The sequence below is a fragment of the Zhenhengia sp. genome, assembly GCF_046966505.1.
Classification (GTDB): Bacteria; Bacillota; Clostridia; order Lachnospirales; family Cellulosilyticaceae; genus Zhenhengia; species Zhenhengia yiwuensis.
Genome location: NZ_JBKVCH010000002.1, coordinates 279,125 through 304,314, shown reverse-complemented (window position 1 = coordinate 304,314; position 25,190 = coordinate 279,125). Strand labels below are relative to the sequence as shown.

27 protein-coding genes are annotated in these 25,190 nt (G+C 38.4%); 19 read left to right on the top strand and 8 right to left on the bottom strand.

Translation table 11 applies throughout. The features are described from left to right. Positions 1-62 precede the first annotated feature (62 nt). The 7 genes from ACLTBU_RS03970 (at position 63) to ACLTBU_RS03940 (ending at position 8,775) form a co-directional block, all read left to right on the top strand. Positions 63-1,313: a UDP-N-acetylglucosamine 1-carboxyvinyltransferase gene (locus tag ACLTBU_RS03970; RefSeq protein ID WP_177670404.1), complete on the top strand. Its 1,251-nt coding sequence runs from the start codon at positions 63-65 to the stop codon at positions 1,311-1,313. A 1,007-nt stretch (positions 1,314-2,320) separates the two neighbouring features. Beyond that, on the top strand, positions 2,321-2,776 hold the full coding sequence (locus ACLTBU_RS03965; protein WP_412217679.1) for a hypothetical protein: 456 nt from the start codon (positions 2,321-2,323) through the stop codon (positions 2,774-2,776). Positions 2,777-2,866: 90 nt separating this feature from the next. Further along, a complete protein-coding gene (locus ACLTBU_RS03960) occupies positions 2,867-3,682 on the top strand; it encodes a purine-nucleoside phosphorylase (protein WP_249331926.1) in 816 nt (271 codons plus the stop codon). Between the two features lie 214 nt (positions 3,683-3,896). Continuing rightward, positions 3,897-6,770, top strand: a complete 2,874-nt coding sequence (locus ACLTBU_RS03955) for an EAL domain-containing protein (protein WP_412217677.1) — start codon at positions 3,897-3,899, stop codon at positions 6,768-6,770. A gap of 143 nt (positions 6,771-6,913) precedes the next feature. Next, complete coding sequence (locus tag ACLTBU_RS03950; protein ID WP_320650610.1) at positions 6,914-7,480, top strand: RNA polymerase sigma factor; 567 nt, start codon at positions 6,914-6,916, stop codon at positions 7,478-7,480. After that, positions 7,477-8,244 carry a hypothetical protein gene (locus ACLTBU_RS03945; RefSeq protein WP_412217675.1) on the top strand — a complete coding sequence of 256 codons (768 nt, stop codon included), beginning with the start codon at positions 7,477-7,479 and terminating at the stop codon, positions 8,242-8,244. The genes ACLTBU_RS03950 and ACLTBU_RS03945 overlap by 4 nt, the downstream gene beginning before the upstream one ends. 72 nt (positions 8,245-8,316) lie before the next feature. Continuing rightward, complete coding sequence (locus tag ACLTBU_RS03940) at positions 8,317-8,775, top strand: C-GCAxxG-C-C family protein (RefSeq protein WP_412217673.1); 459 nt, start codon at positions 8,317-8,319, stop codon at positions 8,773-8,775. Between the two features lie 42 nt (positions 8,776-8,817). Here ACLTBU_RS03940 and ACLTBU_RS03935 read toward each other — a convergent pair whose 3' ends face one another. Both ACLTBU_RS03935 and ACLTBU_RS03930 read right to left on the bottom strand, forming a co-directional pair. After that, positions 8,818-9,588, bottom strand: coding sequence for a DUF2087 domain-containing protein (locus tag ACLTBU_RS03935; RefSeq protein ID WP_412217671.1), 771 nt, complete (start codon positions 9,586-9,588; stop codon positions 8,818-8,820). Positions 9,589-9,618: 30 nt separating this feature from the next. Further along, positions 9,619-10,146 (bottom strand): GNAT family N-acetyltransferase, encoded by a 528-nt coding sequence (locus ACLTBU_RS03930; protein WP_412217669.1) that lies wholly within the window; start codon positions 10,144-10,146, stop codon positions 9,619-9,621. A 193-nt stretch (positions 10,147-10,339) separates the two neighbouring features. Between ACLTBU_RS03930 and ACLTBU_RS03925 the strand changes: the two genes are divergently transcribed. Further along, positions 10,340-10,849: a deoxycytidylate deaminase gene (locus ACLTBU_RS03925; protein WP_249331912.1), complete on the top strand. Its 510-nt coding sequence runs from the start codon at positions 10,340-10,342 to the stop codon at positions 10,847-10,849. Between the two features lie 15 nt (positions 10,850-10,864). After that, complete coding sequence (locus tag ACLTBU_RS03920; protein WP_412217666.1) at positions 10,865-11,377, top strand: NUDIX hydrolase; 513 nt, start codon at positions 10,865-10,867, stop codon at positions 11,375-11,377. A 155-nt stretch (positions 11,378-11,532) separates the two neighbouring features. Here the strand turns inward: ACLTBU_RS03920 and ACLTBU_RS03915 are convergent, their stop codons facing one another. After that, on the bottom strand, positions 11,533-11,634 hold the full coding sequence (locus ACLTBU_RS03915; protein ID WP_177670425.1) for a putative holin-like toxin: 102 nt from the start codon (positions 11,632-11,634) through the stop codon (positions 11,533-11,535). 350 nt (positions 11,635-11,984) lie between these two features. Here ACLTBU_RS03915 and ACLTBU_RS03910 point away from each other — a divergent pair, with 350 nt between their 5' ends. The 10 genes from ACLTBU_RS03910 to ACLTBU_RS03865 all read left to right on the top strand — a co-directional run bounded on the left by ACLTBU_RS03910 (position 11,985) and on the right by ACLTBU_RS03865 (position 19,702). Beyond that, the gene (locus ACLTBU_RS03910) at positions 11,985-13,010 is read left to right on the top strand and encodes a molybdopterin-binding protein (RefSeq protein WP_337531417.1); all 1,026 of its coding nucleotides are present in this window, start codon (positions 11,985-11,987) and stop codon (positions 13,008-13,010) included. Positions 13,011-13,012: 2 nt separating this feature from the next. Beyond that, entirely contained in the window at positions 13,013-14,218 is a 1,206-nt protein-coding gene (gene glp, locus ACLTBU_RS03905; RefSeq protein ID WP_412217662.1) for a gephyrin-like molybdotransferase Glp, read from the top strand. Positions 14,219-14,284: 66 nt separating this feature from the next. Next, positions 14,285-14,770, top strand: coding sequence for a cyclic pyranopterin monophosphate synthase MoaC (gene moaC, locus ACLTBU_RS03900; protein ID WP_412217660.1), 486 nt, complete (start codon positions 14,285-14,287; stop codon positions 14,768-14,770). Next, positions 14,742-15,254, top strand: coding sequence for a molybdopterin-guanine dinucleotide biosynthesis protein B (mobB, locus tag ACLTBU_RS03895; RefSeq protein WP_412217658.1), 513 nt, complete (start codon positions 14,742-14,744; stop codon positions 15,252-15,254). The genes moaC and mobB overlap by 29 nt, the downstream gene beginning before the upstream one ends. Before the next feature lie 29 nt (positions 15,255-15,283). Then, a complete protein-coding gene (moaA, locus tag ACLTBU_RS03890; protein WP_412217655.1) occupies positions 15,284-16,261 on the top strand; it encodes a GTP 3',8-cyclase MoaA in 978 nt (325 codons plus the stop codon). A 1-nt stretch (position 16,262) separates the two neighbouring features. Then, positions 16,263-16,700, top strand: a complete 438-nt coding sequence (locus ACLTBU_RS03885) for an MOSC domain-containing protein (protein WP_249331895.1) — start codon at positions 16,263-16,265, stop codon at positions 16,698-16,700. Next, on the top strand, positions 16,693-17,205 hold the full coding sequence (locus tag ACLTBU_RS03880) for a molybdenum cofactor biosynthesis protein B (RefSeq protein ID WP_412217653.1): 513 nt from the start codon (positions 16,693-16,695) through the stop codon (positions 17,203-17,205). The genes ACLTBU_RS03885 and ACLTBU_RS03880 overlap by 8 nt, the downstream gene beginning before the upstream one ends. Before the next feature lie 30 nt (positions 17,206-17,235). Then, positions 17,236-18,003 carry a molybdate ABC transporter substrate-binding protein gene (gene modA, locus ACLTBU_RS03875; RefSeq protein WP_412217651.1) on the top strand — a complete coding sequence of 256 codons (768 nt, stop codon included), beginning with the start codon at positions 17,236-17,238 and terminating at the stop codon, positions 18,001-18,003. Positions 18,004-18,015: 12 nt separating this feature from the next. Continuing rightward, complete coding sequence (modB, locus tag ACLTBU_RS03870) at positions 18,016-18,648, top strand: molybdate ABC transporter permease subunit (protein WP_412217649.1); 633 nt, start codon at positions 18,016-18,018, stop codon at positions 18,646-18,648. A gap of 4 nt (positions 18,649-18,652) precedes the next feature. Further along, positions 18,653-19,702, top strand: coding sequence for a sulfate/molybdate ABC transporter ATP-binding protein (locus ACLTBU_RS03865; RefSeq protein ID WP_412217647.1), 1,050 nt, complete (start codon positions 18,653-18,655; stop codon positions 19,700-19,702). Between the two features lie 32 nt (positions 19,703-19,734). On the opposite strand, the gene ACLTBU_RS03860 is transcribed toward ACLTBU_RS03865, so the two are convergent. The 5 genes from ACLTBU_RS03860 to ACLTBU_RS03840 form a co-directional block, all read right to left on the bottom strand. After that, positions 19,735-20,316: a molybdenum cofactor guanylyltransferase gene (locus ACLTBU_RS03860; RefSeq protein ID WP_412217644.1), complete on the bottom strand. Its 582-nt coding sequence runs from the start codon at positions 20,314-20,316 to the stop codon at positions 19,735-19,737. Between the two features lie 92 nt (positions 20,317-20,408). Continuing rightward, a complete protein-coding gene (locus ACLTBU_RS03855; protein ID WP_177670446.1) occupies positions 20,409-21,371 on the bottom strand; it encodes a TDT family transporter in 963 nt (320 codons plus the stop codon). 35 nt (positions 21,372-21,406) lie between these two features. Then, complete coding sequence (locus tag ACLTBU_RS03850; RefSeq protein WP_177670448.1) at positions 21,407-22,645, bottom strand: FAD-dependent oxidoreductase; 1,239 nt, start codon at positions 22,643-22,645, stop codon at positions 21,407-21,409. A gap of 4 nt (positions 22,646-22,649) precedes the next feature. Further along, positions 22,650-23,054 carry a 4Fe-4S dicluster domain-containing protein gene (locus ACLTBU_RS03845; protein ID WP_412217642.1) on the bottom strand — a complete coding sequence of 135 codons (405 nt, stop codon included), beginning with the start codon at positions 23,052-23,054 and terminating at the stop codon, positions 22,650-22,652. Between the two features lies 1 nt (position 23,055). Beyond that, entirely contained in the window at positions 23,056-25,140 is a 2,085-nt protein-coding gene (locus ACLTBU_RS03840; protein ID WP_412217639.1) for a molybdopterin oxidoreductase family protein, read from the bottom strand. Positions 25,141-25,190: the final 50 nt, after the last annotated feature.

Below are 25,190 nucleotides of genomic sequence, written 5' to 3'. Positions count from 1 at the left end.
GTTGCAATAGATATAACAAGAGTTAAACGAAAATAATAAATACAAATTAAGAGGTGTTTAGGTTGAGCAAGCTATGTATACGAGGTGGTAAACGCCTAACCGGAGATGTAGTAATTAGTGGCGCTAAAAATGCAGCAGTGGCTATACTACCCGCTGCACTTTTAGTAGATGGAATATGTGAAATTGAAAATTTACCATATATTAAGGATGTAGTTTTATTAACTGAAGCGATGCAATCTTTAGGAGCTATTACAAGTTTTGAAGATAAGCACACTGTTAAAGTGGATGCAACAACCGTATACAGTTACTGTGCTACAGAGGAAAGTATAGGGAAGATGAGAGCGTCCTATTACCTTATAGGAGCCCTTCTTGGACGTTTTGGGAAAGCAGAAGTTGCTATGCCAGGTGGTTGTAACTTTGGAAAACGCCCAATTGACCAGCATATTAAAGGTTTTGAAGCACTTGGAGCGAATGTTGAAGTGCGAGGAGAGACAATTTACGCAACAGCAGAAAAGTTAAAAGGTACACACATTTATCTTGATGTGGTGAGTGTAGGTGCAACAATCAACATCATGTTAGCAGCAGTTCTAGCAGAAGGGACAACTACTATCGAAAATGCTGCAAAAGAGCCTCATATTGTAGATGTGGCGAACTTCCTTAACATGATGGGCGCAAACATCAAAGGTGCAGGTACAGATGTTATTCGCGTTAAAGGTGTAGAAAAGCTACAAGGTGGGAAATACTCCATTATTCCTGATCAAATTGAAGCAGGAACTTATATGATGGCAGCAGCTATCACAGGTGGAGAGGTATATGTACGTAATATTATTCCTGAACATATGGAGTCTGTGTCACTTAAAATGCGTGAGATGGGCGTGGAGATTGAAGAGGGAGATGACTATATTCATGTATCAGCAGGTAAAGATCTTATTGCAACGAACGTCAAAACTTTACCTCATCCAGGATTCCCAACAGATCTTCAGCCACAAATGACAGTGCTTCTTAGTACTGCAATGGGCAGAAGCACAATGCTTGAGAGCGTATTTGAAAACCGCTTCCAATATGTTGATCAGTTAAATAATATGGGTACAAACATTACTGTATATGGTAATAAAGCAGAAATTGAAGGTGTAAGCCAGCTACAAGGAAGTGAAGTGACTGCAACGGACCTTAGAGCAGGGGCTGCCATGATTCTTGCAGGACTCAAAGCTGATGGTGAGACTTATATCAATGAGATTAAGTATATCGACAGAGGCTATGAGTGTGTAGAAGAGAAAATGAGAGCACTTGGTGCTGATATAACAAGAATTTAATGAGGGAGTTGCCTGGGGCGGCTCCTTTTTTGTATGCGTGAGAGGGGGGGCGTGGGTAGAGGAACTCTTCCGGCTTCTGTTTCCAGGTTGATAACAGCCTCTAAGTTTGATGTCCTCATGAACGCTCACAACTCGCTACGCTCAAACAGTTCGCTAAGAGCCATGAGTACATCTTCTCTAAGAGGCTCTAATCAATCTTTCAAAGGAAGCCTACAGAGCCCACCTACCCATAGCTATCTAACGAAAGGAAAAAAGAGTCGCATGAGGTGAGCCTGAGGAGAAGCTTCCAATTTCTACTTCTAGAACGCTAAGAACCTCTAAGCTCAATGGATTCATAAACGCTGCAAACTCGCTACACTCAAACAGTGCAGCTAAGTACTATGAACCCATTTTCACAAAGAGGTTCTAAGCAACCTTTCAAAGGAAATTTCCAGTTTCTCCTCAGCCACCGGCAAGGAGCCTCGCGAAGGAAGCTTTCAGAGTCTCTCTCCATCTAGCCCTTATGCACTTCGTGTATAAAGAGAGGAGGGAACTTCAAAGGAGGTCTACAGAGTCTCCCTACCCACGCCCGTCTAACGAAAGGAAGAAAGAGTCGCATGAGGTGGCTGAGGAGAAGCTTCCAATTTCTACTTCTAGAACGCTAAGAACCTCTAAGCTCAATGGGTTCATAGATGCTGCAAACTCGCTACGCTCAAACAGTGCAGCTAAGTACTATGAACCCATTTTCACAAAGGGGTTCTAAGCAACCTTTCAAAGGAAATTTCCAGTTTCTCCTCAGCCACCTGCAAGGGCCTCGCGAAGGAAGCTTTCAGAGCCTCTCTCCACCTACCCCCTATGCACTTCGTAGATAAAAAGAGGAGAGTACTCTAAAGGAAGCCTACAGAGTCCCCCTGCCCACACCCGTCTAACGAAAAGAAAAAAGAGCCCACAAGGAGCCTCGCGAAGGAACCTTTAGGAGAGTTGGGGAGTCTAATAGGGTATAGAGTATAGAGAAAAGAGGGTTATGGATGAGGAAAGTACTGGTCCTATTATTAAGTATTATGCTTTTGAGGATTGTAGGGTGCAATGTAGAAAGTGGGATGGATATACCTGATTTAGAGGTCATGTATAAGGGTGAAGTGATTGAAGTTATGAAAGGTGGATATAACTGGACGACAAAGAGTGGATTATGGGGGGAGGAGTCTGTTATTGTAGATGAGGCTAGTCCTGAGGATATTGCGAAGGGTATGGAGGGGAATAGAGTCCCAGTAGGGGCGAAACTCGATTTAGTTTTTTCTAAGGAACCTATTAGTTTTAAGGTAGTTAATTGGGGGGAACCAGGTGAATGTCAATTAACTGCTGCACCAAATACTTTGACAATACCGGAACAGGAAGGAACTTATATTATTGAAGTGATTGGAGAGTGGAAAGAGGGCCAGGTCTCTTGTACTTTCAAAATAAGTGGGCATAAGAATAAGGATTAAAATAGAGCCTAAATAAATTTAAAATATCGTGTATAATAAGTATGTAGGATACAAATGACATCATATTTAGAGCATAAGGAGGCATAAAGTATGTACGAACGAGTTATGGAAACAAAAGAGTATATTTTAAATCAGGTAACTTACCGTCCAAAGATTGGGGTCATCTTAGGTTCTGGTTTAGGGGACTTAGTTGATTTAGTAGAAAATAAACAAACGATTAAATATGAAGAGATTCCTCATTTCCCACAGTCTACAGTAGAGGGGCATGCAGGACAATTAGTATTTGGTACGATTAAAGGTGTGGAAGTTATGCTTATGCAAGGACGTTTCCACTATTATGAAGGGTACACGATGAAAGAAGTTACCTATCCCGTATATGTAATGAAACAATTAGGTATTGAAAACATGATTGTAACCAATGCTTGTGGGGGTATCAATACAGATTTTGAACCCGGTACACTTATGCTGATTGATGATTTCATCAACCTTATGGGTACAAATCCACTTATTGGCCTTAATGATGAGCGTTTCGGACCACGTTTCCCAGATATGTCAGAGCCTTATAGCTTAGAACTGATGGAAAATGCAAAGAAATTAGCAGATGAAATAGGTGTAGCTTATAAACAAGGTGTCTATGCAGCTTGTACAGGTCCATACTATGAAACAGCAGCAGAAATCCGTAGCTATGCACGTATGGGAATTGATGCAATCGGTATGTCTACAGTGCCAGAGACTATTGTAGCGAACTATTTAGGGATGAAAGTATTAGGTATCTCATGTATCACCAATATGGCAACAGGTATTCAGGAGTGCAAGCATTCACACCAAAGAGTAGTAGAGACAGCACAAAAAGCATCAGCCAATCTTTGCAAATGGGTTGCTAGAGTTATAGAAGGAATGAAATAAGATAAAAATTATAAATGCACAAAAGGGATAAATAGAACCTATTTATCCCTTTTGTGCATTTATAATAAATTAAAGGATATAAGGATAAAAATATGTTGAAATATAAATAAATTTGTAAAAGGATGAAGAAAATCATTAGAAATGAATTGAATGATAACACGCGAAATAATAAAATAGAAAGATGACTCTTTATAAGACAGATAGAAATAAGGGGGTGAAGGAGATAAATAAGGTAAGCAAGAGGGGATATATAGCCCTATGTATTATGATTTTTATATTTGCTCTAGTAGATATAGATTATTTATATGCCAGTGAGCAAAAGATAAAAATTGGCTATATACCTAATTATGGGACCTTGATAGATTGGGAAGATGAAAATAAAAAGGGCTATGGCTATGATTATTTTGATGAAATCTCAAAGTATACAGGATGGGAGTATGAGTATATTCCTTGTACTTTGGAGGAAGGGCTAGAAATGCTCCAAAAGGGAGAGATTGATATTTTTGGCCCTATGCAGAAAACACTTGAGAGAGAAGAAGTTTTTGATTTTACAGAAGCTAATTTTGGCTATGAATTTGGACTAATCTATGCGTATGAAGAGAGTCCCTTTTACTATAAGGATTTTGAAGATTTCAATGGGATGCGCGTAGGTGTACAAAATCAAAGTTTTTATTTAAATGAAATGAAGTCCTACTGCCAAAAAAACAATATAGAGGTAGAGTTTGTAGAGGCTGGGAGTAGTAATATTGACGATGAACTAAGAGATGGTAAGTATGATGTTTTTATAAGTGGAAGTCTTTATCATATCCCTAATATAAAAATTGTAGGAAACATAGCCAATAGGCCTTTCTATTATGCAACGAGCAAAGGTAATCCAGAAATTTTGGAGCAGTTAGAGGAGGCACTACAAGCTATTCGTTTAAATCAGGTTGATTTTCAAGGGGATCTTTATCACAAGTACTATGGGGATAGGCTTATGGGTACGCCAACATATACTAAAGAAGAACTGGATATAATAAAAGCTTATCCTAAACTTGTAGTTGAGATAGAGCCTTGGGCTGTTCCACTTCAGTACATAGATTCTAAAACTGGAGAGGGCAGAGGGATTGTAGTTGATTTATTGAATGAAATAGGTAAGCAGTGTGGTATTGAGTTTGAATATATCCCCTCTACACATGATACAGGTCAGTGTGAAGGAAGAGCTGATTTGTATGCAAGTTATCATAAAGAGCGTTATGGGGTACCTATGTATTTAACCAATAAAATTTTATCAGTCTCTATGGTTTTTGTAGCCCCTAAAGCTTTAGATGTATCAAAGTCTTTAACAGCAGGAATTGCTCAGCTTGATAACATAGATGTTAACCAACTGGCAAAGAGATATCCAGATATAGTCATACAGCAATACTATGCTATTACAGATGTATCCGAATTACTTTCAAGAGAAGAAACAGATTTGGTAGTGACATCCTTATATACTTTTAATGAGCTTGTTAAGTATGGTAATAATAAAAATTATTTAGCATATCCTACAGGAATTGAGTTAGATATTGACTTAGGGGTATCTAAAAATTTACCTAAAGAGTTTGTTGCCATTTTGAATAAAGCGAGTACAGCTATTTCAAAAGATAAGATAAATTCTATTATTTTTGCTAATACAATAGAACATGTGAGGGCAAGGTCTATAAAAGATATAATAGAAAGGAATTTTCTGGAAATTATTAGGATAATCATTCGAGTACTCCTTATGATCGTATGTTTCATTATTGTTATCGTATATGTTGTAGATAGCAAGAAAAAAGCCATGCAAAAAGTAGCATACGAGGATCCGATTACCGGGTTATCAACCCTTACAAAGTTTAAGTTAGATATTGCTAAAGCTCTAGAAAATGCAGAGCCTGGAGAATATGCATTGCTTGCTTTAGATGTGGATAATTTTAGTTATATTAATAATTGGGTAGGGTATGAAGTAGGGAATAAGGTATTACAAGTATTAGCGAGAGAGCTTCAAGCATCAGCTAAAAACCAAACTTTTTTAGCAAGGGAAGGTTCAGATATATTTTTAATCTTTACAAATCTAAAAGACTTAAGTGCCCCAAAAGTTCTAGATGATTATAGGAAGAATATAGTAGAAGCGATTCCAGAACTTAAAAAACTTAATCATCATCCTACCTTTAATATAGGCATTTATAAAATCACGGATTTAAAGCAGGATATTTCCCATATGATTGACTGCGCTAATATAGCACGGAGAAGAGTAAAAGGACAGTATGGGGATTCTATTGCAGAATACACAGTAGAATTAAATGCCCAAATTCAAAAGCAACGCCAGATTATCCTAGAGATGGAGCAGGCTTTATATACGCAGGAATTTACGATCGTTTTACAGCCTAAGGTTAATTTATTAACAGAGAAGGTAGAGGGAGCAGAAGCTCTCGTGCGCTGGTATAGACCTAATGGTGAGGGGGTTTATCCAGATGAGTTTATTCCACTTTTTGAGCAGAATGGTTTCATTATACGCTTAGATTTATATATGTTTGAGGAAATCTGTAAGCTTATTAGACAGTGGCAGCATGGAGGTGTTCGTCCTCTTCCTAGAGTATCGGTTAATATCTCCCAAGTAACACTTTTATCAGAAGGCTTATGTGAGACACTTATGGAGATTATAAAGGGGTGTCAAGTAAGTACCAAGTATATTGAACTGGAGCTGACAGAAAGTGCATTTTCAACGAATATGGAGAAGGCTATGCAGGTTGTAGCAAAGCTTAAGCAGTTAGGTTTCTCTATCTCCCTAGATGACTTTGGAAGTGGTTATTCTTCTTTTAATATGTTAAAAGATATTCATGTCGATGTGATTAAAATCGATAAGGAATTTCTCAATCATCATGTTTTAACAGAGAATGATATAGAGATTATTCGTCATATTGTAGATATTGCTAAGGTACTTAAGATGAAAACAGTTATAGAAGGGGTTGAAACCAAAGAACAGGTAGACGTATTAAGGGAAATAGGATGTAACCTAGCGCAAGGTTATTATTTTGCTAAACCTCTTACAAAAGAAGCTTTTGAGCACTATTTTAATGAAAAATAAAAGGTGGATACGTAATAAGATAAATGATAAGGTGAAGATACAGGGCTTCACCTTATTTTTTATAAAAAAATTTAATTAAAATGAACCAAAGGATGAAAACGTGTCTCTTTATAAATAGGTGCACCTAAGAAGGAGGAAGTAAGATGGAGGAAATAGAGCTGGTAAAAGCAGTGCAACAAGGAGATATGAAGGCTTTCGAGGATTTGTTTGAAAGCTACAAGGATAGGGCGATTAAGACTGTTTATCTTATGACGGGACATAAGCAGATGGCAGAAGACATCGTACAAGAGGCTTTTACCACGTGTTATCTATCCATTGGCAAACTCAAAAAGCCCGAATGTTTTAAGACTTGGTTCTTTAAGCTCTTAACAAGGACTGCTTGGCGAAGTATAAAGAAGGAAAGAAGTTTAGTTCCAACAGAGACGATTAGTGAGCTTATAGAAGAAGCTCATTTAATAGAAGGGGCAAAGAGTTTAGAAAGTAGATATGAGTATGAGGCTTTGTATGAACAGATTTTAAGGCTAGACTATCCTTTACAGACTACGCTTATCTTGTATTACTACAACGAACTGACCGTTAAAGAGATTGCAAAGGTTATGGGCTGCTTCGAAGGAACAGTCAAATCAAGGCTTTACACAGCAAGAAAAAGACTAAAGCTTCATTTACTTGAGCAAGAAGAAACTGAGCCAAGAAAGGTTGTGAGGGTGTGATTAAAAAAGTATTCATTCAAAAGGCTGATGAAATAGAGGCAAAAGATGTTTTACTCAGTCAAATTAAAGCACGTATTTATGAGGAGGAGCAAAATCATATGAGTTCTAAAAAGTTTTCATTTAAAAGTAGAAAAAAATTAATTACAGTAATGGTAAGCTGCTTAGCACTAGTGTCTATTACAGTTATAGGAAGTTCTATAGGGAAGGCATGGATTGGGCATAGTAGCCTGAGATATAGTAGCTTCCCAGAGCAGGCTGTTGTACAGAAGGATATAGGTTTCTTACCTAAATATGTAGAAAGTTTACCTGGTGGATTTAACTTCTTCATGGGCCACGTTGGAGAGAATGCCTTAGTAGATGATGTGAATAGACCTATTGTGGAAGCGAAAAGTTTATCTTTAGGTTATAAACAAGAGGGGGCAGATAAACAAGTAACGCTAAGTGCAGAGAAAATGCCAGAACAGTATATGATGTTAGGAGAAGGGAATACACTTATAGATACTTATAAAGACACCTCTCTTTATTATTATGAGAAAATGTATAAATTTGTCCCAGAAAGTTATGAGCTTACAGAGGAAGACCAAGTAGCTCTTGAAAGTGGACAAATTGAGGTTTCTTTTGGGACGGATGAGGTATCTGTAGAAAAGGTACAATATCTTCAATGGCATGAAGGAGATATCCTCTATTCAATAGGAGGTAGTGGTATCGACTTATCAGTAGAAGATCTTGTGGCAATGGCTCAAACGATTATAGATGCTGAGTAGGATTTGAATTCTAGGTCGTAGTTTGCTATAGTTAGAGCGAAGCGATAAAGGGTGACATAGAAGAGGTGGACAATGAATAAACAATTACAAGCAGCCCAGCATCATGATGCAGGCTATAACTGTAGTCAAGCTGTGCTCATTGCATTTTGTAAGGAGCTAGGCCTAAGCCAGGAGATGGCGGCTAGAGTAGCCACTGGATTTGGCGGTGGTATGAGACACGGCGGAACATGTGGCGGTGTAACAGGTGCCCTGATGGTACTAGGCCTTAAATACGGGCAAGTAGAAGCGAGTGACCAAGAAACCAAGATGAAGGCTTATAAAATGGTTCAGGAGTTTCAAGCACGCTTTGCTAAAAAGCATGGCAGCATTGTATGTAAAGAATTATTAGGCCATAATATTGGTACAGAGGAAGGGATGAAATGCATCAAGGAGCAAGGCCTTCTTCAGAGTAAATGTAATACCTTCATTGCAGATGCCATTACCATAGTAGAAGAAATGATACAAGAGCAAGAGCTAGAGAATAATGAATAAAATAAGGGCCTCCCGTATGGGCAGGCCTTATTTTATTGCCTCTTATTCCTTAATCCAATACTGCGCCCCACCATCTATGCGGTCCATAAAGCCGTATTCAATAAGGGCACGTCGCAACGTAACGTAATCGTCATAGATACGTTCTAGTGTGCGGTTGATTTCGGCCTCACTGTAGAAACGACCTTTTTTAAAGAGGGTACTAAGGTGGCTAAGAACAATGATTTTACGTTTTTCTTTAGCAGGATAATTCTTAAGTTTACCTACTTCATCAAAGTAAGTGGATAAGATTTTTTGTTTTTCAGCTTCTGTTGTATCGTATCTATCATCTACCATGGTTGCGGTTTTAGAAGTTTCCTGAAGTTTAGAGTCACCCACCACTGTAAGGGGTTTATTTTGTACATCTTGTAAAAGTTGCATGAGAGCTAAGAAGAGTTTGGCTTGTTTTTCCTTCTCACGCAGTCTGTAGCGGTGATTGCGTACAGTTGAGGGATTAATAGACAGCTTAGTGGCAATTTCCTTATCGTTTATGCCCGTAGCAAGCATTTCAATAAATTGTTTTTGAACTTCTGTAATCCCTAAAAAGTTTGTGTTCATACCGAGCATGTAGTGAAGCATAGAGTGATGCTCCTTGGCAATATGCAGCTGGGCAGTTTTACGCGCATCGTAAAGATTACCGTCTATGGAGTAGATTTGGCCTTTTGTGAAAGTTTCACCACAGATGATACAAGCATAGTCTTTTTCTCTATCCATATAACCTTGTTTAATCGTTTCTAAATCTGCATTCCAAAATAATTCATTAAGATTTTCAATCATTTTGAGTTCCTCCTTTTCCTTATAAATAGACTATAAACAGGATTTATACATTTCTAATAAGACGTAGGAGACGCCATCTATCTGGCGGATACATGCTTTCTCCGTTACAAAACCTATCTTCTTCCAAAATGCATAGCCTATAGTATTAACTTCATAGCAAGCAAGATTAATGCCAGAAAAATGGCTTGCTTTGGCACTTTCTATAAAGATATGGATGAGCTTTTCACCTAATCCTTGATGATGATAGTCAGGATGTAGCATAAATAGACCTAAGTATACTATGTCTTTACTAGGATAGGACTCGATATAATCTAGGATAGCCATACAATCATGGCCTTTATAAAGTGCTATATAGTTCTTCTGTTTCATATCCGTATTGGGTGGCAAGGCAGTAAGATCTTTCCTGCAGGTATCTAAGGAGGGCGTAGGAAATGGGATTTGAGAGTAGTAATAAGTATTGGCCTGCATAAGCTTTAGTACATCCTTTAGATTGTCCTCTGTAATCTTTACAACAGAATAATTTTGCCCTAAGAGATCTTTAAAATGGTTTAACAACATGCTTGTAGATACCTCCTTTGTGGCAAGTATAACACTTGTTAAAAGATAAAACAATAATAAATTCAAACAATATAATTAAAAGATTGGATTTTAGCAAACGATAATATAAAGTGTTTGGTATAAATAGATATTCATTTTTTTTAGGTACTGTGATAAAGTAGAAGTAATAAAAGTTAAGCGTGGAGGATATAGAATGAAAAGACAAGATTACATTTCATGGGATGATTATTTTATGGGGATTGCGCTTCTTGCAGCCAAAAGAAGTAAGGACCCAAGTACACAAGTAGGTGCATGTATCGTAAGTAGTGACCAGATGGAAGGTTCAAGAGCCAACACCATTTTAAGTGTGGGATATAATGGGTTACCGATAGGATGTGAGGATGAGCATTTTCCTTGGGGTCGAGAAGGGGACTTTTTAGATACAAAATATCCATTTGTGGTACATGCAGAGCTGAATGCTATTTTAAATGCACAAGGTAAGTCTTTAGTAGGTGCCAAACTTTATGTAGCACTTTTCCCTTGTAATGAATGCTGTAAAGCGATTATTCAATCAGGGATTAGAGAGGTTATTTATTTATCGGATAAGTATGCTGAATCGGATGCCGTTAAAGCATCCAAGCGTATGTTTGAAGCAGCAGGTGTAAAACTCACAAGACTTCAAACAGCTACAAGCAAGATCGAACTCGATTTTGACGTAGAGTAGAAAGGAACTATAAAAATGGCAAAAGAACTATGGGATATATTAGATGCGAAGGGTAATCCAACAGGGCGTGTGATAGAGAGAGGTATGCCACTAGCAGAAGGAGAATATATGCTTGCTGTACATATTTATATTGTAAACAGCAAGGGTGAGTACCTCATGCAAAAGAGATCTAGCACAAAAGAAGTCCTTCCTGGTGTATGGGATACGACAGGCGGTGCAGTAACTTCAGGAGAAGACAGCAGATTAGGTGCCCTAAGAGAAGTAGAAGAAGAGATTGGCATCAGCCTAGAACTAGATGAACTAGAGTACGTTACACGTATTCAAAGGGAACAAAGCTTTGTAGATATTTGGTTTTTAAAGAAAGACTTTGAGGCAGATGCGTGTGTTCTTCAAGCGGAAGAAGTAGAAGCTGTTAAGTGGGTACCAGCCAAAGAAATGATAGATCATATTATGAATGCTCCTTGGAGACAAGCTGAATATAGAGAAAAAGTAGTAGGGGCGATTAGAGAAAGGATGGCACATAAATAGGGGTTTATTTCTATTGAAATAATGGTATAATATAAGTAATAAAAAAGAAGAATGCTGGTAACATTCTTCTTAGTACAATTTAAGTTGTTTAGGCAACTGGTATCACTGTTTAGTTTAGATGAAAAATAGTAGCACATCATTGCAGAAGAGGGCTACTATTTTTTTGTGATTTTTTCAATAAGCAACACTATAAATGTTAAAAGTGTTAATAGAAAAGAACCCGCATTAAATAGTAACATTAAATCATCGTTACTCATATGTATCACCTCCTCTCCCTAAGAGGTAGAAGTGATACCAGTAGCCCGCTCAAACTATGAAATTGTAGTCTAGATTATAACATAAGACGAAACTAGTTACCATAAAAATGGTAATATTAGTAACAGAAATAAATAAGTAAAAAGATGATGTCTAAATAATAGGCGTCATCTTTTTTTGCTTAAAATGATAGAAAAGTGTATTGGCTTTTAGAGATAGGTACAACATAAGCCTAAGAAAGTGTGATATTTATTACGGAAAGAAATGAAAAGATAGAGTAAAATGGAGATAGTATATTTTTTAACAATCATTAACGTATTAGAGTCCTTGATATATAAAGGAGGTAAACAAGGTGAAACAGATTCGTACAGAAGATGCAGTAGGTCATGTGCTTTGTCATGATATTACGCAAATTATTAAAGATGTCACAAAAGGTGTAGCTTTTAAGAAAGGCCATGTAGTTAAGGCGGAGGATATTCCTGTTTTACTCTCCATTGGTAAGGAACATTTATATATTTGGGAAAAAGATGAGGATATGCTTCACGAAAATGAGGCTGCTGAGATTTTATATGGCATTTGTCACAATGAACATATTAAGCCATCCGAGGTGAGGGAAGGAAAGATAGAGGCCATTGCCACATGTGATGGGCTTTTTAAGGTAGATACTGAAAGGCTTATAGAGATTAATAGCATTGATCAAGTCATGATTGCGACGCGTCATACCAACTTAGCTGTAAAAGCAGGAGAAAAACTGGCAGGTACAAGAGTTATTCCACTTTTAATAGAAAAAGAAGTGATGGAAGAAGTAAAAAGAGTAGCAGGGTATAAGCCACTTCTTCAAATTCTACCTTTTCAGCATAAAAAGGTAGGCATTGTTACAACAGGTAGTGAAGTGTATAAAGGGCGTATCCAAGATGCCTTTGGCCCAGTTATTCGTAAAAAGTTAGAGCCATTTGGCGCAGAGGTTTTAGGGCAACGTATTGTAGATGACAAAATCGAAAGGATTACAGAGGCTATAGAGGACTTCTTAGCACAAGGTGCGGATATGATTATTTGCACAGGCGGTATGAGCGTAGACCCTGATGATGTAACGCCAAGTGCTATTAAGGCGGTAGGGGCTGAAATTATTTCTTATGGTGCGCCAGTGTTGCCAGGCGCTATGTTTTTACTTGGTTATTACGGAGAGGACATTCCTGTTATGGGGCTTCCGGGCTGTGTTATGTATGCAGGGGCTACAGTATTTGACCTAGTCTTGCCACGTATTATGGCAGGCGAGAAGCTTAATAAGAAAGACTTAGTGAAATTAGGACACGGCGGACTATGTACAGGATGTAAACCTTGTGTCTATCCGCACTGCTCCTTTGGTAAAGGAGAGTAGGTATGGTAGGAATGAGTTTAGAAGAGGCCATTACCCTCTTAAGATCAGCAAGTAGGGTGCATTTGGAAGCAGAGGTGCTGCCTTTAAATCAGGCTAATGGACGTATTTTAGCCAGGGACTATAAGGCACCTATCTCCAATCCACCTTTTGACCGTTCCCCTTTAGATGGTTATGCCTTTAAGGCAGCTGATAGTGAGGGAGCATCTAGCGATACACCTATTACTTTAAAAGTAGTAGGTGAAGTCTGCGCAGGAGATTACTTTCCAGAAGAAGTAGGAGATAAAGAAGCTGTTCGTATTATGACAGGTGCACCTATTCCAAAAGGGTGCGACTGTGTCTTAAGACAGGAAGATACAGATGAAGGTGAAAAGGAAGTAAAGCTTTATAAAGCCCTTAAACCTTATGCCAATTACTGCTATCAAGGAGAAGATATTCAGGAAGGCACAACGCTTTTACAGGAAGGCGAGAAGCTCTCATCTATTACTTTAGGTATTCTAGCCAGTATGGGTATAGAGCAGGTAGAAGTAAGAAGAAAGCTTAAAATGGGACTTTTATGTACAGGAGATGAGCTGACACCTTTAGGGCAACCTTTAAAACCAGGTAAGATTTATAATGCTAATGAAGTCATGCTAGAGGCAAAGGCTACAGCATTAGGTATAGAGGTACACGTCTTTAGAATGAGCGAAGATACAGCGGAGCAAGTAGCCCATGTATTAGAAAAGCATTGGAATGAAGTAGACCTTATGGTCACTACAGGTGGTGTATCTGTAGGGAAGAAGGACATTATGCATGAAGTGATTAAACTACTAGAGGCTAAAAGACTATTTTGGCGTATAGCTATGCAGCCAGGGACACCCGTACTAGCGGCCTTGTATAGAGATAAACTACTTGTAGGGCTATCAGGCAATCCCTTTGCTGCACTGGCAAACTTTGAGCTTCTCATTAGACCACTTTTAGCCCATCTTTCTGGGGATAAGAGCATTCAGCCTCTTTATACGGAAGGGCAGATGGCAAGTGTCTTTCTAAAGCATAGTCCAAAGAGACGTTTTATACGTGCTTCTTTTGAAAATGGAAAAGTAACACTTAATCATAACAATCATGCTTCAGGTTCTCTTTATACCATGAGCCTATGCAATGCACTTATTGACATTCCAGCAGGTACGAAGGGACTGGAAGTAGGCGATAAGGTTCAAGTTGTTTTAATATAAAACAAAAAATAGAAGTTCGTAATAAAAGTAAGCGATTAGGCCTAGATAAAAGAAAAGGTGATAAACATGGAAGACAGATTAACACATTTTGATGCATCAGGAAATGCCGTTATGGTGGATGTTTCCGAAAAGGCAGTGACAACACGTATTGCCGAGGCAAGAGGCAGTATTCAGGTGAATCAAGCTGTATATGATGCTATTTCAAATGGAACAGCTAAAAAAGGCGATGTATTAGGTGTAGCAAGAATAGCAGGCATTATGGGAGCGAAGAAAACATCAGACCTTATCCCAATGTGCCATCCTCTTATGATTTCTAAATGCACGGTAGACTTTACCATGCATCCAGAGACTTTAAGTATTGAAGCATGCTGCATTGTTAAAGTAAGTGGACAGACAGGCGTGGAAATGGAAGCCTTAACAGGTGTAAACTTAGCACTTCTTACGATTTATGATATGTGCAAAGCTATGGATAAAGGGATGAAGATTACAAATGTTCGTCTTATAGAAAAGCAAGGTGGTAAAAGTGGACACTATAAAAGAGAAGAAGCCTAAAGTTTTTGCTGTAAGTGGTATTAAAAACTCAGGTAAAACCACTTTAGTGGAGCAGCTTGTAACAAGATTAACTCAGTTAGGATACAAAGTAGGTGTCATCAAGCATGATGGGCATGAGTTTGTGGCTGACCATGAAGGAACGGATAGCTACAGACATAAAGCGGCAGGAGCTAAGAATGTTATTGTCTATTCTAAGACCAAGATGATGATGGTACAGGAGCATGAAGAGCCTTCTATTGAAAAGATGATAGCCTATCAGAAAGATATGGATATTGTTATTTTAGAAGGGATGAAATATTCTACTTTTCCTAAAATAGAGGTAGTAAGAAGCGCTAGGTCCAAGGAAAGCGTATGTGACCCTGAAACTTTGTTAGCCATTGTAACAGATGTTCCATTAGAAACCAGCGTACCTCTTATAGGTTTAAATGACATAGAGGGCGTTTTAGAGATTATCAAGGAGAAAATATTATCTCCTCTTAACTAAAAAATCTAGAAAGATTGGAGGAGAAGCTGATGGAAGATGGAAAACATAGATCTATAGATTACTTAAGAATTTCTGTTACAGACAGATGTAATCTAAAATGTGTCTATTGTATGCCTGAGGGCGACATCTCATGCTTAGAAAAGGAAGAAGTACTAAGCTTTGAGGAGATTATAAAAGTATGCAAAAGTGCAGCCAAACTGGGTATTAAAAAGATTAAGTTAACAGGTGGTGAGCCTTTAGTAAGACCTGACTTTGTAAGTTTAGTGAGACAGATTAAAGCTGTAGAAGGTATTGAAGAAATTACACTTACGACGAATGGGCTCCTCTTAGAAAAGCAGTTAGAGGATTTAATAGAAGCTGGTATTAGTCAGATTAATATTAGCTTAGATACTTTAGACCCAAAGCGTTTTAAGGAAATTACAAAAGTAGATGGTTTAGATAAAGTATTAGCAGCTCTTCATAAGGTAGCACATAGTGACCTAAAAAGGGTAAAAGTTAATGCTTTAGTCGCTAAACATCTAAATGAAGAAGCTATTTGCGCTCTTGCTCAATTAGCTCAGCATGATGCTATTCATGTACGCTTTATTGAGCTTATGCCTATTGGACTTGGTAAACAGTTTGAGCGTATAGGTAAAGAAGAGATTATAGCTATACTTGAAGAGAAGTTTGGTATACTTAAGCCTTATAAAGGCAAACTAGGCAATGGCCCTGCTCAGTATTGGGAGATAGAGGGCTTTAAAGGTAAGATTGGCTTTATTAGTGCAGTGAGTGAGTGCTTCTGCGATGCATGTAACCGCATCCGCTTAACAGCAGATGGCTTCTTAAAGCTCTGCTTACACTCTAAAGCAGGACTTGATGTGAAACATTTATTAAGAAGTGGTATTAGCGGGGAAGAACTTACCAGACTTATAGGAGAAGCCATTCATTACAAACCAGAAAAACATCATTTTGGTGATGCACCTAGGGAAGAAGACGAAGATAAAATCATGGCACAAATAGGAGGTTGACATGGGAGAAGTGATGGCACTATGTATTAGTGAAAAACGAGGTACACAAAAGATTAATATTGAAGAAGGTAACTTTATAGAGGACTTCGGCATTGAAAAGGATGCCCATGCAGGGAAATGGCACCGTCAAGTCAGCCTCATTAGTCATGAGCAAATTGAAGCTTTTAAAGAAAGAGGTGCCAAGGTAGGACCAGGTGCTTTTGGTGAGAACCTTATTGTAAAAGGGTTTGACTTTAAGCATTTACCAGTAGGAACACGTTTTCAGTGCAATGATGTGATTTTAGAAATGACACAAATAGGTAAACAGTGTCACCATCATTGCCAAATCTATTATCAAGTAGGAGACTGCATTATGCCAAGAGAAGGTGTATTTGCACGCGTTATTCATGGGGGCACTATTAAAGTAGGTGACGAAATGAGGATGATCGAAAATGATTAAAGTAGGCATTATTACCGCCAGTGATAAAGGTTCTAAAGGTGAAAGAGAAGATAGAAGCGGCGAAGTCATTAAGGAAATGGTAACTGCTAAGGGTTGGCAAGTCATAGACTATGTGATTTTGCCAGATGAAAGAGAACAGCTTAGTCAAAAGATGAAGACTTGGTGTGATACAGGGCATGTCGATTTAATCTTAACAACAGGTGGGACAGGCTTTTCAAAAAGAGACCGTACACCTGAAGCGACCCTTGATATTATAGAAAAGCAAGTACCTGGTATACCAGAGGCTATGCGTTACTATAGTCTTCAAATTACACCAAGAGCCATGTTAAGCCGCAGTGTAGCAGGCATTCGTCGGGATACTCTTATTGTGAACTTACCAGGTAGCCCAAAGGCAGTACGTGAAAATCTAGAGAGTATACTAGATAGCCTGGAACATGGAATTGGAATCTTAAAAGGGAGTGCATCAGAGTGTGCCATGCCAGAGCATAGCACTAATAGAGTATAATAAGTATAGGAAGTAAGTAGGAGGTGCGGCTTGAAGAAAATATTACACGTCTTAGTAATAAGCCTTCTTGTATTCATTGTAAGTGGTTGTAGTCAAAAGGCGCTTTCAAGGGAACTGACTATTTCGGCAGCGGCCAGTTTAACAGATTGTATGGCAGATATACAAGAGGCTTTTAAAGGGCAGTATCCAGATATAGGTTTGAAGTTTAACTTTGGTAGTTCAGGGGCCCTTGGGCAGCAGATTGAGCAAGGTGCGCCTGTAGATGTTTTTTTCTCAGCAGGGATCGCGCAAGTTCAGGCATTAATAGAATCAGGGCTTGTAGAAGAGGAGAATACGAAAGAGGTCTTACGTAATAAGCTTGTACTCATTACAGGAAAAGATAATGGTAAATCTTTAAGCTTTAAAACTTTAGGTGAAACAGACTTAGAGAAGCTTGCAGTGGGTGACTTTGGAAGTGTACCAGTAGGACAGTATACAGAAGAAGTTTTTAAAGCCTTAGGGCTTATAGATCAGTTAAAGGATAACTTGGTTTACGCTAAAGATGTAAGGGAAGTACTCTTTTGGGTAGAGACAGGTAACGCAGAGGCGGGTATTGTCTATGAGACGGATGCAAAGGTGAGTCAGAAGGTAACAATCTGTGACAGCGCAGATGAAAGTTGGCATGATCCTATTATTTATCCTGTAGCACTTATAAAAGGCAGCCCTCGCTTAGAAGAAGCTAAGCTTTTTACAGCCTTTCTAACTTCTAAGGAAGCACAAGATATCTTTCGAGCATATGGTTTTACACCTCAAGAATAAGGAGGAGCAAAGATGCCTATGGATTTAAGTCCGCTTATTTTATCCTTAAAAATAGCTTTAACAGCTCTAAGTATTGTGTTCCTATTAGGTGTTGGAATGGCGAGATTATCTATGAACTTACAAGGACGTATAAAGTGGTTTTTAGATGTATTATTTACCTTGCCTTTAGTCCTTCCCCCTACTGTTATAGGTTTTATATTATTAGTCCTCTTTGGTAAAAAGGGGCTTAACTTAAATATTATTTTTACCCCTACAGCCGCTGTTTTAGCGGCTGTTGTTGTAGCTTTTCCACTTATGTACCGTGGGGCAAAGGGGGCTTTTGAACAGGTAGATGAAGAAGTAATTTGGGCAGCTAGGACTCTTGGACTATCAGAGCTTCAAATTTTTATGCGTATTCTTATTCCCGAGGCCTTACCAGGTATTTTAGCAGGGCTTATTTTAGCTTTTGCAAGGGCACTAGGAGAGTTTGGGGCTACGCTTATGATTGCAGGGAATATTCCAGGTGTAACCCAAACCATGCCCCTAGCTATTTACTTTGCTACAGCAAATGGTAAGGTGGAGCTTGCAGCTTTTTGGACGGCTATTATCACCCTTATCTCTTGTATCATGTTAGGATTAATGAATTACTTTAATAGAAGGAGCTAAGAGCATGAGTCTAAAAATCCATGTTGAAAAGGTATTAGAGGGATTTAATCTCAAAATAGATTTAGAGACAGAAGATGTGGTCACAGGACTTTTAGGATATTCTGGATCGGGTAAATCAATTACACTTAAAATGATTGCAGGGATCATCCTACCAGATAGGGGAATGATTACCCTTAATAATAGAGTGCTCTTTGATTCAAAGCGTGGGATTAATCTTAAACCACAAGAGCGGAATGTAGGACTTATGTTTCAAAGCTATGCCCTTTTTAATCACATGAGTGTTTATGATAACATTGCCATTGGTATGAAAGGGACTAAGGAAGAAAAAGAGAAGCGTATTAGGGATTATCTAAAGTTCCTAGAACTTGAAGGACTTGAATGTAAAAAGCCCAAGGCCCTTTCAGGTGGACAAAAGCAAAGAGTAGCACTGGCTAGAATCCTTGCTCAAGAGCCAGACCTTTTAATGCTAGATGAACCTTTTTCTGCGCTAGATAGCCACTTGCGTCAGACACTGGAGGAACCTTTCCAAAAAGCTTTAGAAGCTTTTAAAGGGAGTGTGTTGTATGTATCTCATAATAAAGAGGAAGTTTATCAATACTGCCAAGAGGTAGCTATTATTTCACAGGGAAGGGTTATAGAAAGAAATAGAACAGAAGCAATCTTTAAAAGACCTACCACCTTAACTGGGGCAAGACTCACAGGACGCTGTAACGTGGCACCTTTAACACAAATAGATGCACAGACAGTAGGGGTGGAAGCTTGGGGGCTTAAATTAGAAGGCGTAACGATTTCAGATGATATAGGGTATGTAGGTATTAGAGAAAGTGATCTAGTCATCACGCCTTATTCAGGTAGCCAAAATCATGCTAGTGCACAGGTAGGGAAGGTTATGGCTCTGCCTGACAAGGTTAGGATAGAATTATACTTAGAAGATGGCTCAAAACTTCTATACAGTTGTAGCAGACGAGAATATGAAGGCATAGAAGAAATACTTGGTGAGCAGAAGGTAGGTATTGTGATAGATACTTCAAAATTATTATTTTTACGAGATTAGTTTAACCTTCCTAGTACAAAAAGAAATGCTTACTACTTCTCTAATAGTGCTTCGTACTCCTTAGGTGTATTAATATTGCGAAGGAGTTTTTCACTAAAAGTCGTCTCATTTAATGGAATGATTTTAGCGCCTGCACGTTTAAGGAGAGCACCAAGGCGGTAGTTTTCCTTTTCAATCTGCTCTTTAATAAGAGGGAGCATGGTTTTAGAATAAATGCCACCAAGTGGGTAGAAGCGCCCGCTAGAGTCTGATACAACAATGCAGGAGGTATCAGGTTCAAGCTGACTATAAAGGTAGTTAACAAACTCAGCCTCCATAAAAGGCATGTCGCAGGCGATGATAAACACATAGTCAGACGGCACCTTAAGGAGCGTAGAGTAGATACCCCCAATAGGGCCAATCTCTTTATAGCAGTCTTCTATAAGAGGGTAAGGCAGATGGCTATAAAGGGATTTATCATTAACAGAAAGATAGATAGGCCCGCAGGACTTAAGACTTGTAATAATCTGATCGAGAAAGCTTTTCTCGTGAAGCTTTAAAAAGGCTTTATGCTGGCCATTCATACGTTTATTTTGACCACCCATTAAAATAAGAGTAGCTAGATTTGGTATCATAGAAGTATCCTTTCTTTCATATAGAATAAAGACTGTTAGAGTTAGTATTACTTTAACAGTCTTTTTATATTTCATTATTTAAGTGTTATGTATTAAGCAGATTCGTTTGTTTTAAAGCTTTTAACAAGCATCATAAAGAAGTTAAATACTACAAAGGCAACGATTGCTGTAGTCACATAAAGTTGTAAACCAGCAATTTGTTTAACCGCATTGCCAAAGGCTTCATGGCCTGCATTAATAAGGAAAGCAGACATTTTATTAGAAGCAACAATACCGATAGCCATTGGGAATGTAAGGCCTGCAAAGCCTGGATGGAAAGTGAAGGAGAAAAATTTTGGTAAGTTCATCACCACATAAAGAAGTGAAACAAAGACAATAGTATATAAACCGTAAACAATCCATACATTTGGCTCGGTAATGAAGTTTAGGTAACTTACAAGGCAAAGGCTCGTTGGTGCTAAAATAATAGCTTTTGTCATAAAGAGTGGACCTGTTGTAATAGGGTATTTAATCAGCCTTACAACCATTAAAGGAAGTAAAATAGCTAAAGCAACAAGACCATAGTAAACGATAAATTTACCAATAGTAGGTTCATTCATAGGAACACCTACTACAGTAGAAACCATAATACCATTAAAAGTCACAAACCAACTTGGTACAAAAGTATCTTTATTAAAGCCTTTAATAATATTTCTATAAATAAACACGATTAAGTGGAGAGCATGAAGCACAAGTCCTAAAGCCCAAATGGCTTTACCTATAACAGGACTAAAGTCAAATACATAACTTCCTAAAATCATAGTAATCATGGTAAACCCAGCGTATAAGCTAGCAGGTACAGTATTAGAGTATTCTGCTTTAACTGTTTTAAAGTGGCAGATCATTTTACCTACATAGCATAGCATAACAATGGCGCAGGCCCACATGGTTAAATGGCGAATCCAGGTGAAACCAAGTGGCGCCCACATATTTGAAAGTGTAGCTGTACCAACAAGTGTTGGTAAAATAGGAACAGGTAAGTTAGCAAGTTTAGCTTTAAGCGATTTTTGAGGCATAACAGTCTCCTTAATAAATAGATTTTATTCCCGTTTTAGTGCTCTTTATAGGTGAACTCAAAGTTCTCAGTCATATTGAAGAAGTCTGAGTAGTCAATTTTAAAGAGTGGCTTTTTCACTTTAGAAACATCAATATTGTTTCGAATAAGCTGTGTTAAAACACCTGAATAGGCTAGGTCACCTTGGAGGATGGCACCATAGATTTTGCCGTCTTTATGAACAATTTTCTTATAGTTGCCTTTGTCATCTTCTTCTATTTCAATGTTATAGTCTTCAGGGTTTTCTGGCTGTGCTAGGCCAAGTGACATAGTAGGGATATTTAAGAAGTTCATAGTAGACTTACTTGCGAAGAAGTCTGTCATTTCTTTAGTTTGCCCTGCCATATTGCTTGCAGCAACAATCCCTTCTTTAACAGCTACAGGCCAAATTGGATTACGTCCAGTAACATCACCTGCACCATAAACATCTGGGTGAGAAGTTTGGCCAAGTGGGTCAATCACAAGACCAAAACGGTCTACTTCAATACCACTACCTTCTAAGAAGCCTACATTAGCACGTACTCCAGAAGCTACAATGAGAAGGTCACAAGGGATGACTTCATCACTGTTTAGTTTGATAGCAGTAATGGCGTTGTTTTCATCTAAGATAAGTTCTTTCGCACCTACGCTATAAAGCTGCTTAACACCTTTTTGGGCAAAAGCCTTTTCATAGCTACTGGCAGCTTTGTGGTCAAGCTGAATAGAAAGCATACGGTCACGCATTTCAACGATTGTAATCGATTTGCCTAAGTGGAGGAGGCCACTTGCAGCATCAATCCCGACAAGACCAGCACCCATAATCACTACATTGTTTGCTGTTTTAGCTCGCTGCATAATAGCTTCACATTCATCAAGGTCATGGAACCCAATAGCATTATTAGCCTCTTTAAGACCTGGGATAGGTGGGAAGAAAACATGGGAGCCTGTAGCAATAAGAAGTTTATCAAAAGTTACTTCTTTGCCAGTAGAAGTTGTAACGATTTTACGATCAGTATCCACCTTTACAGCAGCCTCACCTTTTAGCCAGTGAATACGGTTTGCTTCTATAAAATCAGCTGGCACAAATTGAAGTTTATTAAGGTCACGAATCCCTTCAATATAGTGATGTAAAATACATCTTGAGTAAATATGCTCATCTGTTGAGATTAAAGTAATCTCAGCAGATGCATCAAGTTCACGTAGTCTTCTTGCACCGCTTATACCAGCAGCAGAAGCACCAAGTACAACATATTTCATTTTTTTATACCTCCCCTAAAGTAATAGCTTGCATTGGACACTTATCAACGCACATAGGCCCATCACCTCGGTGAGCGCACATATTACATTTCATAATTTCTTGGTGTTTAAGGGAGTCACTTTTAAGTACCCCATATGGACAAGCCATAATACACATATAGCAGCTTGCACATTGCTCTTTATCATATTCTACAAGACCAGTTTCAGGATTTTTATGCATAGCACCTGTCATACATGTAAAGACGCATTCAGGCTCTTCACAGTGACGACAGAAAATCGGTGCATATTTATTTTCACTATCGATGACAATACGGTTTCTAGGGTCTAAGCTGTCATTGCTAACCATACAAGCTGTTACACAAGTGAGGCAGCCGACGCATTTAGAACGATCGATTTTTATTCTTTTCATCTTAACATTCTCCTACAATTTTATAGATGTTAATGGGTGTGGTTTTATAGGATGGTTCTTTTGAGAACGGGTCATAAAGAGATGGTGTTAAGTTATTGGTTTCAATGTAATGCATTGGTGCATAAAGTTGGTTAACAGTTACATTTTCAGTAATTCTTGCAGCAAATCTAGAAGTACGGCCATTAATAGAAGCTACTTCAAAGATTTCATTTTCCTTAATACCTTTCTCTTTTGCAAGTTCAGGGTGAATGTAAATATAAGCCTGTGCTGCATAAGCATCTTCAGCTACGCCAATTTCTCTAGAACGTACTTGTGTATGCCACTGACCTACTGTGTCGCGACCTGTATTTAAGATATATGGGAACTGGGCTGTTGTAGGAAGTGGGTTGTCCATAATCTTATCAAACATGAATTTAGCTTTTTTAGAAGGTGTGTAGTAGTTACCATCTTCAAAGAGACGACGTTCATCTTCTTCTAAAGTTTCACCTTCTCTAAATGGCCACTGAATACCAGCGCTGCCTTCAAGTGCCTTATAAGTTACACCTGTAATATCGCAAGGCATACCTTTTGAACATTTTTTCATAAGCTCAAAAATAGCTTCTGGTGTTTGCCAAAGGTAAAGTAAACTGCCCATTCCAAGTGCCTGACCTACACCAAGGAATACCTCAAGATCTGTTTTTTCATGTTCAGCTTTAGAAAGGACAGGACGCATTGCAGAAAGACGTCTTTCTGTATTGATATAAGTTCCTGTTTTCTTAAGACCTGATACAACAGGGAAGAATACGCCTGCATCTTGAGAAGTATGTGTGTCGTCATAAATATCTTGGACGATGAAGAGCTCAAGTTTTTCAAGGGCTTCTTGGAAAGTCGTATTGTTAGTCCAAGAATGGCGTGGATTTGTTGAAACAATCCATAAGGCTTTGATTTCGCCGCTGTTAATTTTCTCAATAATCGCATTGTAAGGGAGAGTTGGTTTATTAATAAGCTGTTCATCTGTAATTTGAAGTGCTTCGCATACAGCCTTGCGTCTTACCAGGTTGTCATAGTCGCCACCACCGTAAAGGCCTGCTGTATTACTAAATACACGAGAGCCCATGGCATTACATTGTCCCGTAATAGAGTTAGCCCCTGTTCCTGGGCGGCCTATATTACCTGTCATAAGGGCAAGGTTAATGATCGATTGAGCTGTTCTTACTGCTTCGTAGCCTTGGTTAACACCCATTGTCCACCAGAAGGATACACGCTCACCTGTATGAATAAGCTTGGCCATTTCATAGAGTGATTCTATAGATAAGCCAGTCTCTTTAGCAACCACATCAGGTGTATACTCCGCGACAAGGTCTTTAAAGCCTTGGAAGTTTTCTGTATGAGCCTCAATATAGTTATGGTCTAGGTAATCTTTTTCGATCAGAATGTGAGCTAGTCCATAGAAGAGGTAAATATCGGTTTTACCATTTAAAGCATAGTGGTAATCTGACCTTTGTGCTGTTTCCGAACGTCTTGGGTCAATAACGATTACTTTTTTATTTGGATTATTACGGATACGGCTCCAAATAATTGGATGTGTAACAATTGGGTTAGCTCCAATTAAGAAAATGGTATCTGAAAGTTCAAAGTCATTTAAAGTATAAGGTGGTGCATCAAAACCAAAGCTTTGTTTATGGGCTACTACAGAAGTTGCCATACATAGTCTTGTATTCCCATCTACATGGCCTCTTAGGAAGTTACGCATAACATGAGAAAAGAGTGCCATTTCCTCTAAAGGAAGTTGGCCTGTACTAATAGCAGCAATGCTGTCACCACCATAAGTTTCTTTGATTTCAAAAAGCTTTTTAGCAACATAATCATAAGCTTCTTCCCATGTTGTTTCTTGCATTTCACCTTTTACGTTACGGATTTTTGGAAGAGGTGAAGGTTTGAATTTAGTGTTTTGTTTATCAAGTGAAATGCCTTTAATACAAGAAAACCCCTTGTTTACAGGGTAGTGTGGTGTAGGTATCACTTTTACGATCTGTTCATTCTCTACATAGAAGTCAAGATTACAAGCTAAAGAACATACATTGCATGTAGATTGTACTTTTTTCATGGAGAACCTCCCTTTTGATAATTAATTAACGATAGCTAGAGTATACTTGT

Bases quoted from the DNA above. Each gene is read 5' to 3' on its own strand.
- ACLTBU_RS03965 (WP_412217679.1), top strand. From the start codon at position 2,321: ATGAGGAAAGTACTGGTCCTATTATTAAGTATTATGCTTTTGAGGATT.
- ACLTBU_RS03960 (WP_249331926.1), top strand. From the start codon at position 2,867: ATGTACGAACGAGTTATGGAAACAAAAGAGTATATTTTAAATCAGGTA.
- ACLTBU_RS03950 (WP_320650610.1), top strand. From the start codon at position 6,914: ATGGAGGAAATAGAGCTGGTAAAAGCAGTGCAACAAGGAGATATGAAG.
- ACLTBU_RS03940 (WP_412217673.1), top strand. From the start codon at position 8,317: ATGAATAAACAATTACAAGCAGCCCAGCATCATGATGCAGGCTATAAC.
- ACLTBU_RS03935 (WP_412217671.1), bottom strand. From the start codon at position 9,588: ATGATTGAAAATCTTAATGAATTATTTTGGAATGCAGATTTAGAAACG.
- ACLTBU_RS03930 (WP_412217669.1), bottom strand. From the start codon at position 10,146: ATGTTGTTAAACCATTTTAAAGATCTCTTAGGGCAAAATTATTCTGTT.
- ACLTBU_RS03925 (WP_249331912.1), top strand. From the start codon at position 10,340: ATGAAAAGACAAGATTACATTTCATGGGATGATTATTTTATGGGGATT.
- ACLTBU_RS03920 (WP_412217666.1), top strand. From the start codon at position 10,865: ATGGCAAAAGAACTATGGGATATATTAGATGCGAAGGGTAATCCAACA.
- ACLTBU_RS03915 (WP_177670425.1), bottom strand. From the start codon at position 11,634: ATGAGTAACGATGATTTAATGTTACTATTTAATGCGGGTTCTTTTCTA.
- glp (WP_412217662.1), top strand. From the start codon at position 13,013: ATGGTAGGAATGAGTTTAGAAGAGGCCATTACCCTCTTAAGATCAGCA.
- moaC (WP_412217660.1), top strand. From the start codon at position 14,285: ATGGAAGACAGATTAACACATTTTGATGCATCAGGAAATGCCGTTATG.
- moaA (WP_412217655.1), top strand. From the start codon at position 15,284: ATGGAAGATGGAAAACATAGATCTATAGATTACTTAAGAATTTCTGTT.
- ACLTBU_RS03885 (WP_249331895.1), top strand. From the start codon at position 16,263: ATGGGAGAAGTGATGGCACTATGTATTAGTGAAAAACGAGGTACACAA.
- ACLTBU_RS03880 (WP_412217653.1), top strand. From the start codon at position 16,693: ATGATTAAAGTAGGCATTATTACCGCCAGTGATAAAGGTTCTAAAGGT.
- modB (WP_412217649.1), top strand. From the start codon at position 18,016: ATGCCTATGGATTTAAGTCCGCTTATTTTATCCTTAAAAATAGCTTTA.
- ACLTBU_RS03865 (WP_412217647.1), top strand. From the start codon at position 18,653: ATGAGTCTAAAAATCCATGTTGAAAAGGTATTAGAGGGATTTAATCTC.
- ACLTBU_RS03860 (WP_412217644.1), bottom strand. From the start codon at position 20,316: ATGATACCAAATCTAGCTACTCTTATTTTAATGGGTGGTCAAAATAAA.
- ACLTBU_RS03855 (WP_177670446.1), bottom strand. From the start codon at position 21,371: ATGCCTCAAAAATCGCTTAAAGCTAAACTTGCTAACTTACCTGTTCCT.
- ACLTBU_RS03850 (WP_177670448.1), bottom strand. From the start codon at position 22,645: ATGAAATATGTTGTACTTGGTGCTTCTGCTGCTGGTATAAGCGGTGCA.
- ACLTBU_RS03845 (WP_412217642.1), bottom strand. From the start codon at position 23,054: ATGAAAAGAATAAAAATCGATCGTTCTAAATGCGTCGGCTGCCTCACT.
- ACLTBU_RS03840 (WP_412217639.1), bottom strand. From the start codon at position 25,140: ATGAAAAAAGTACAATCTACATGCAATGTATGTTCTTTAGCTTGTAAT.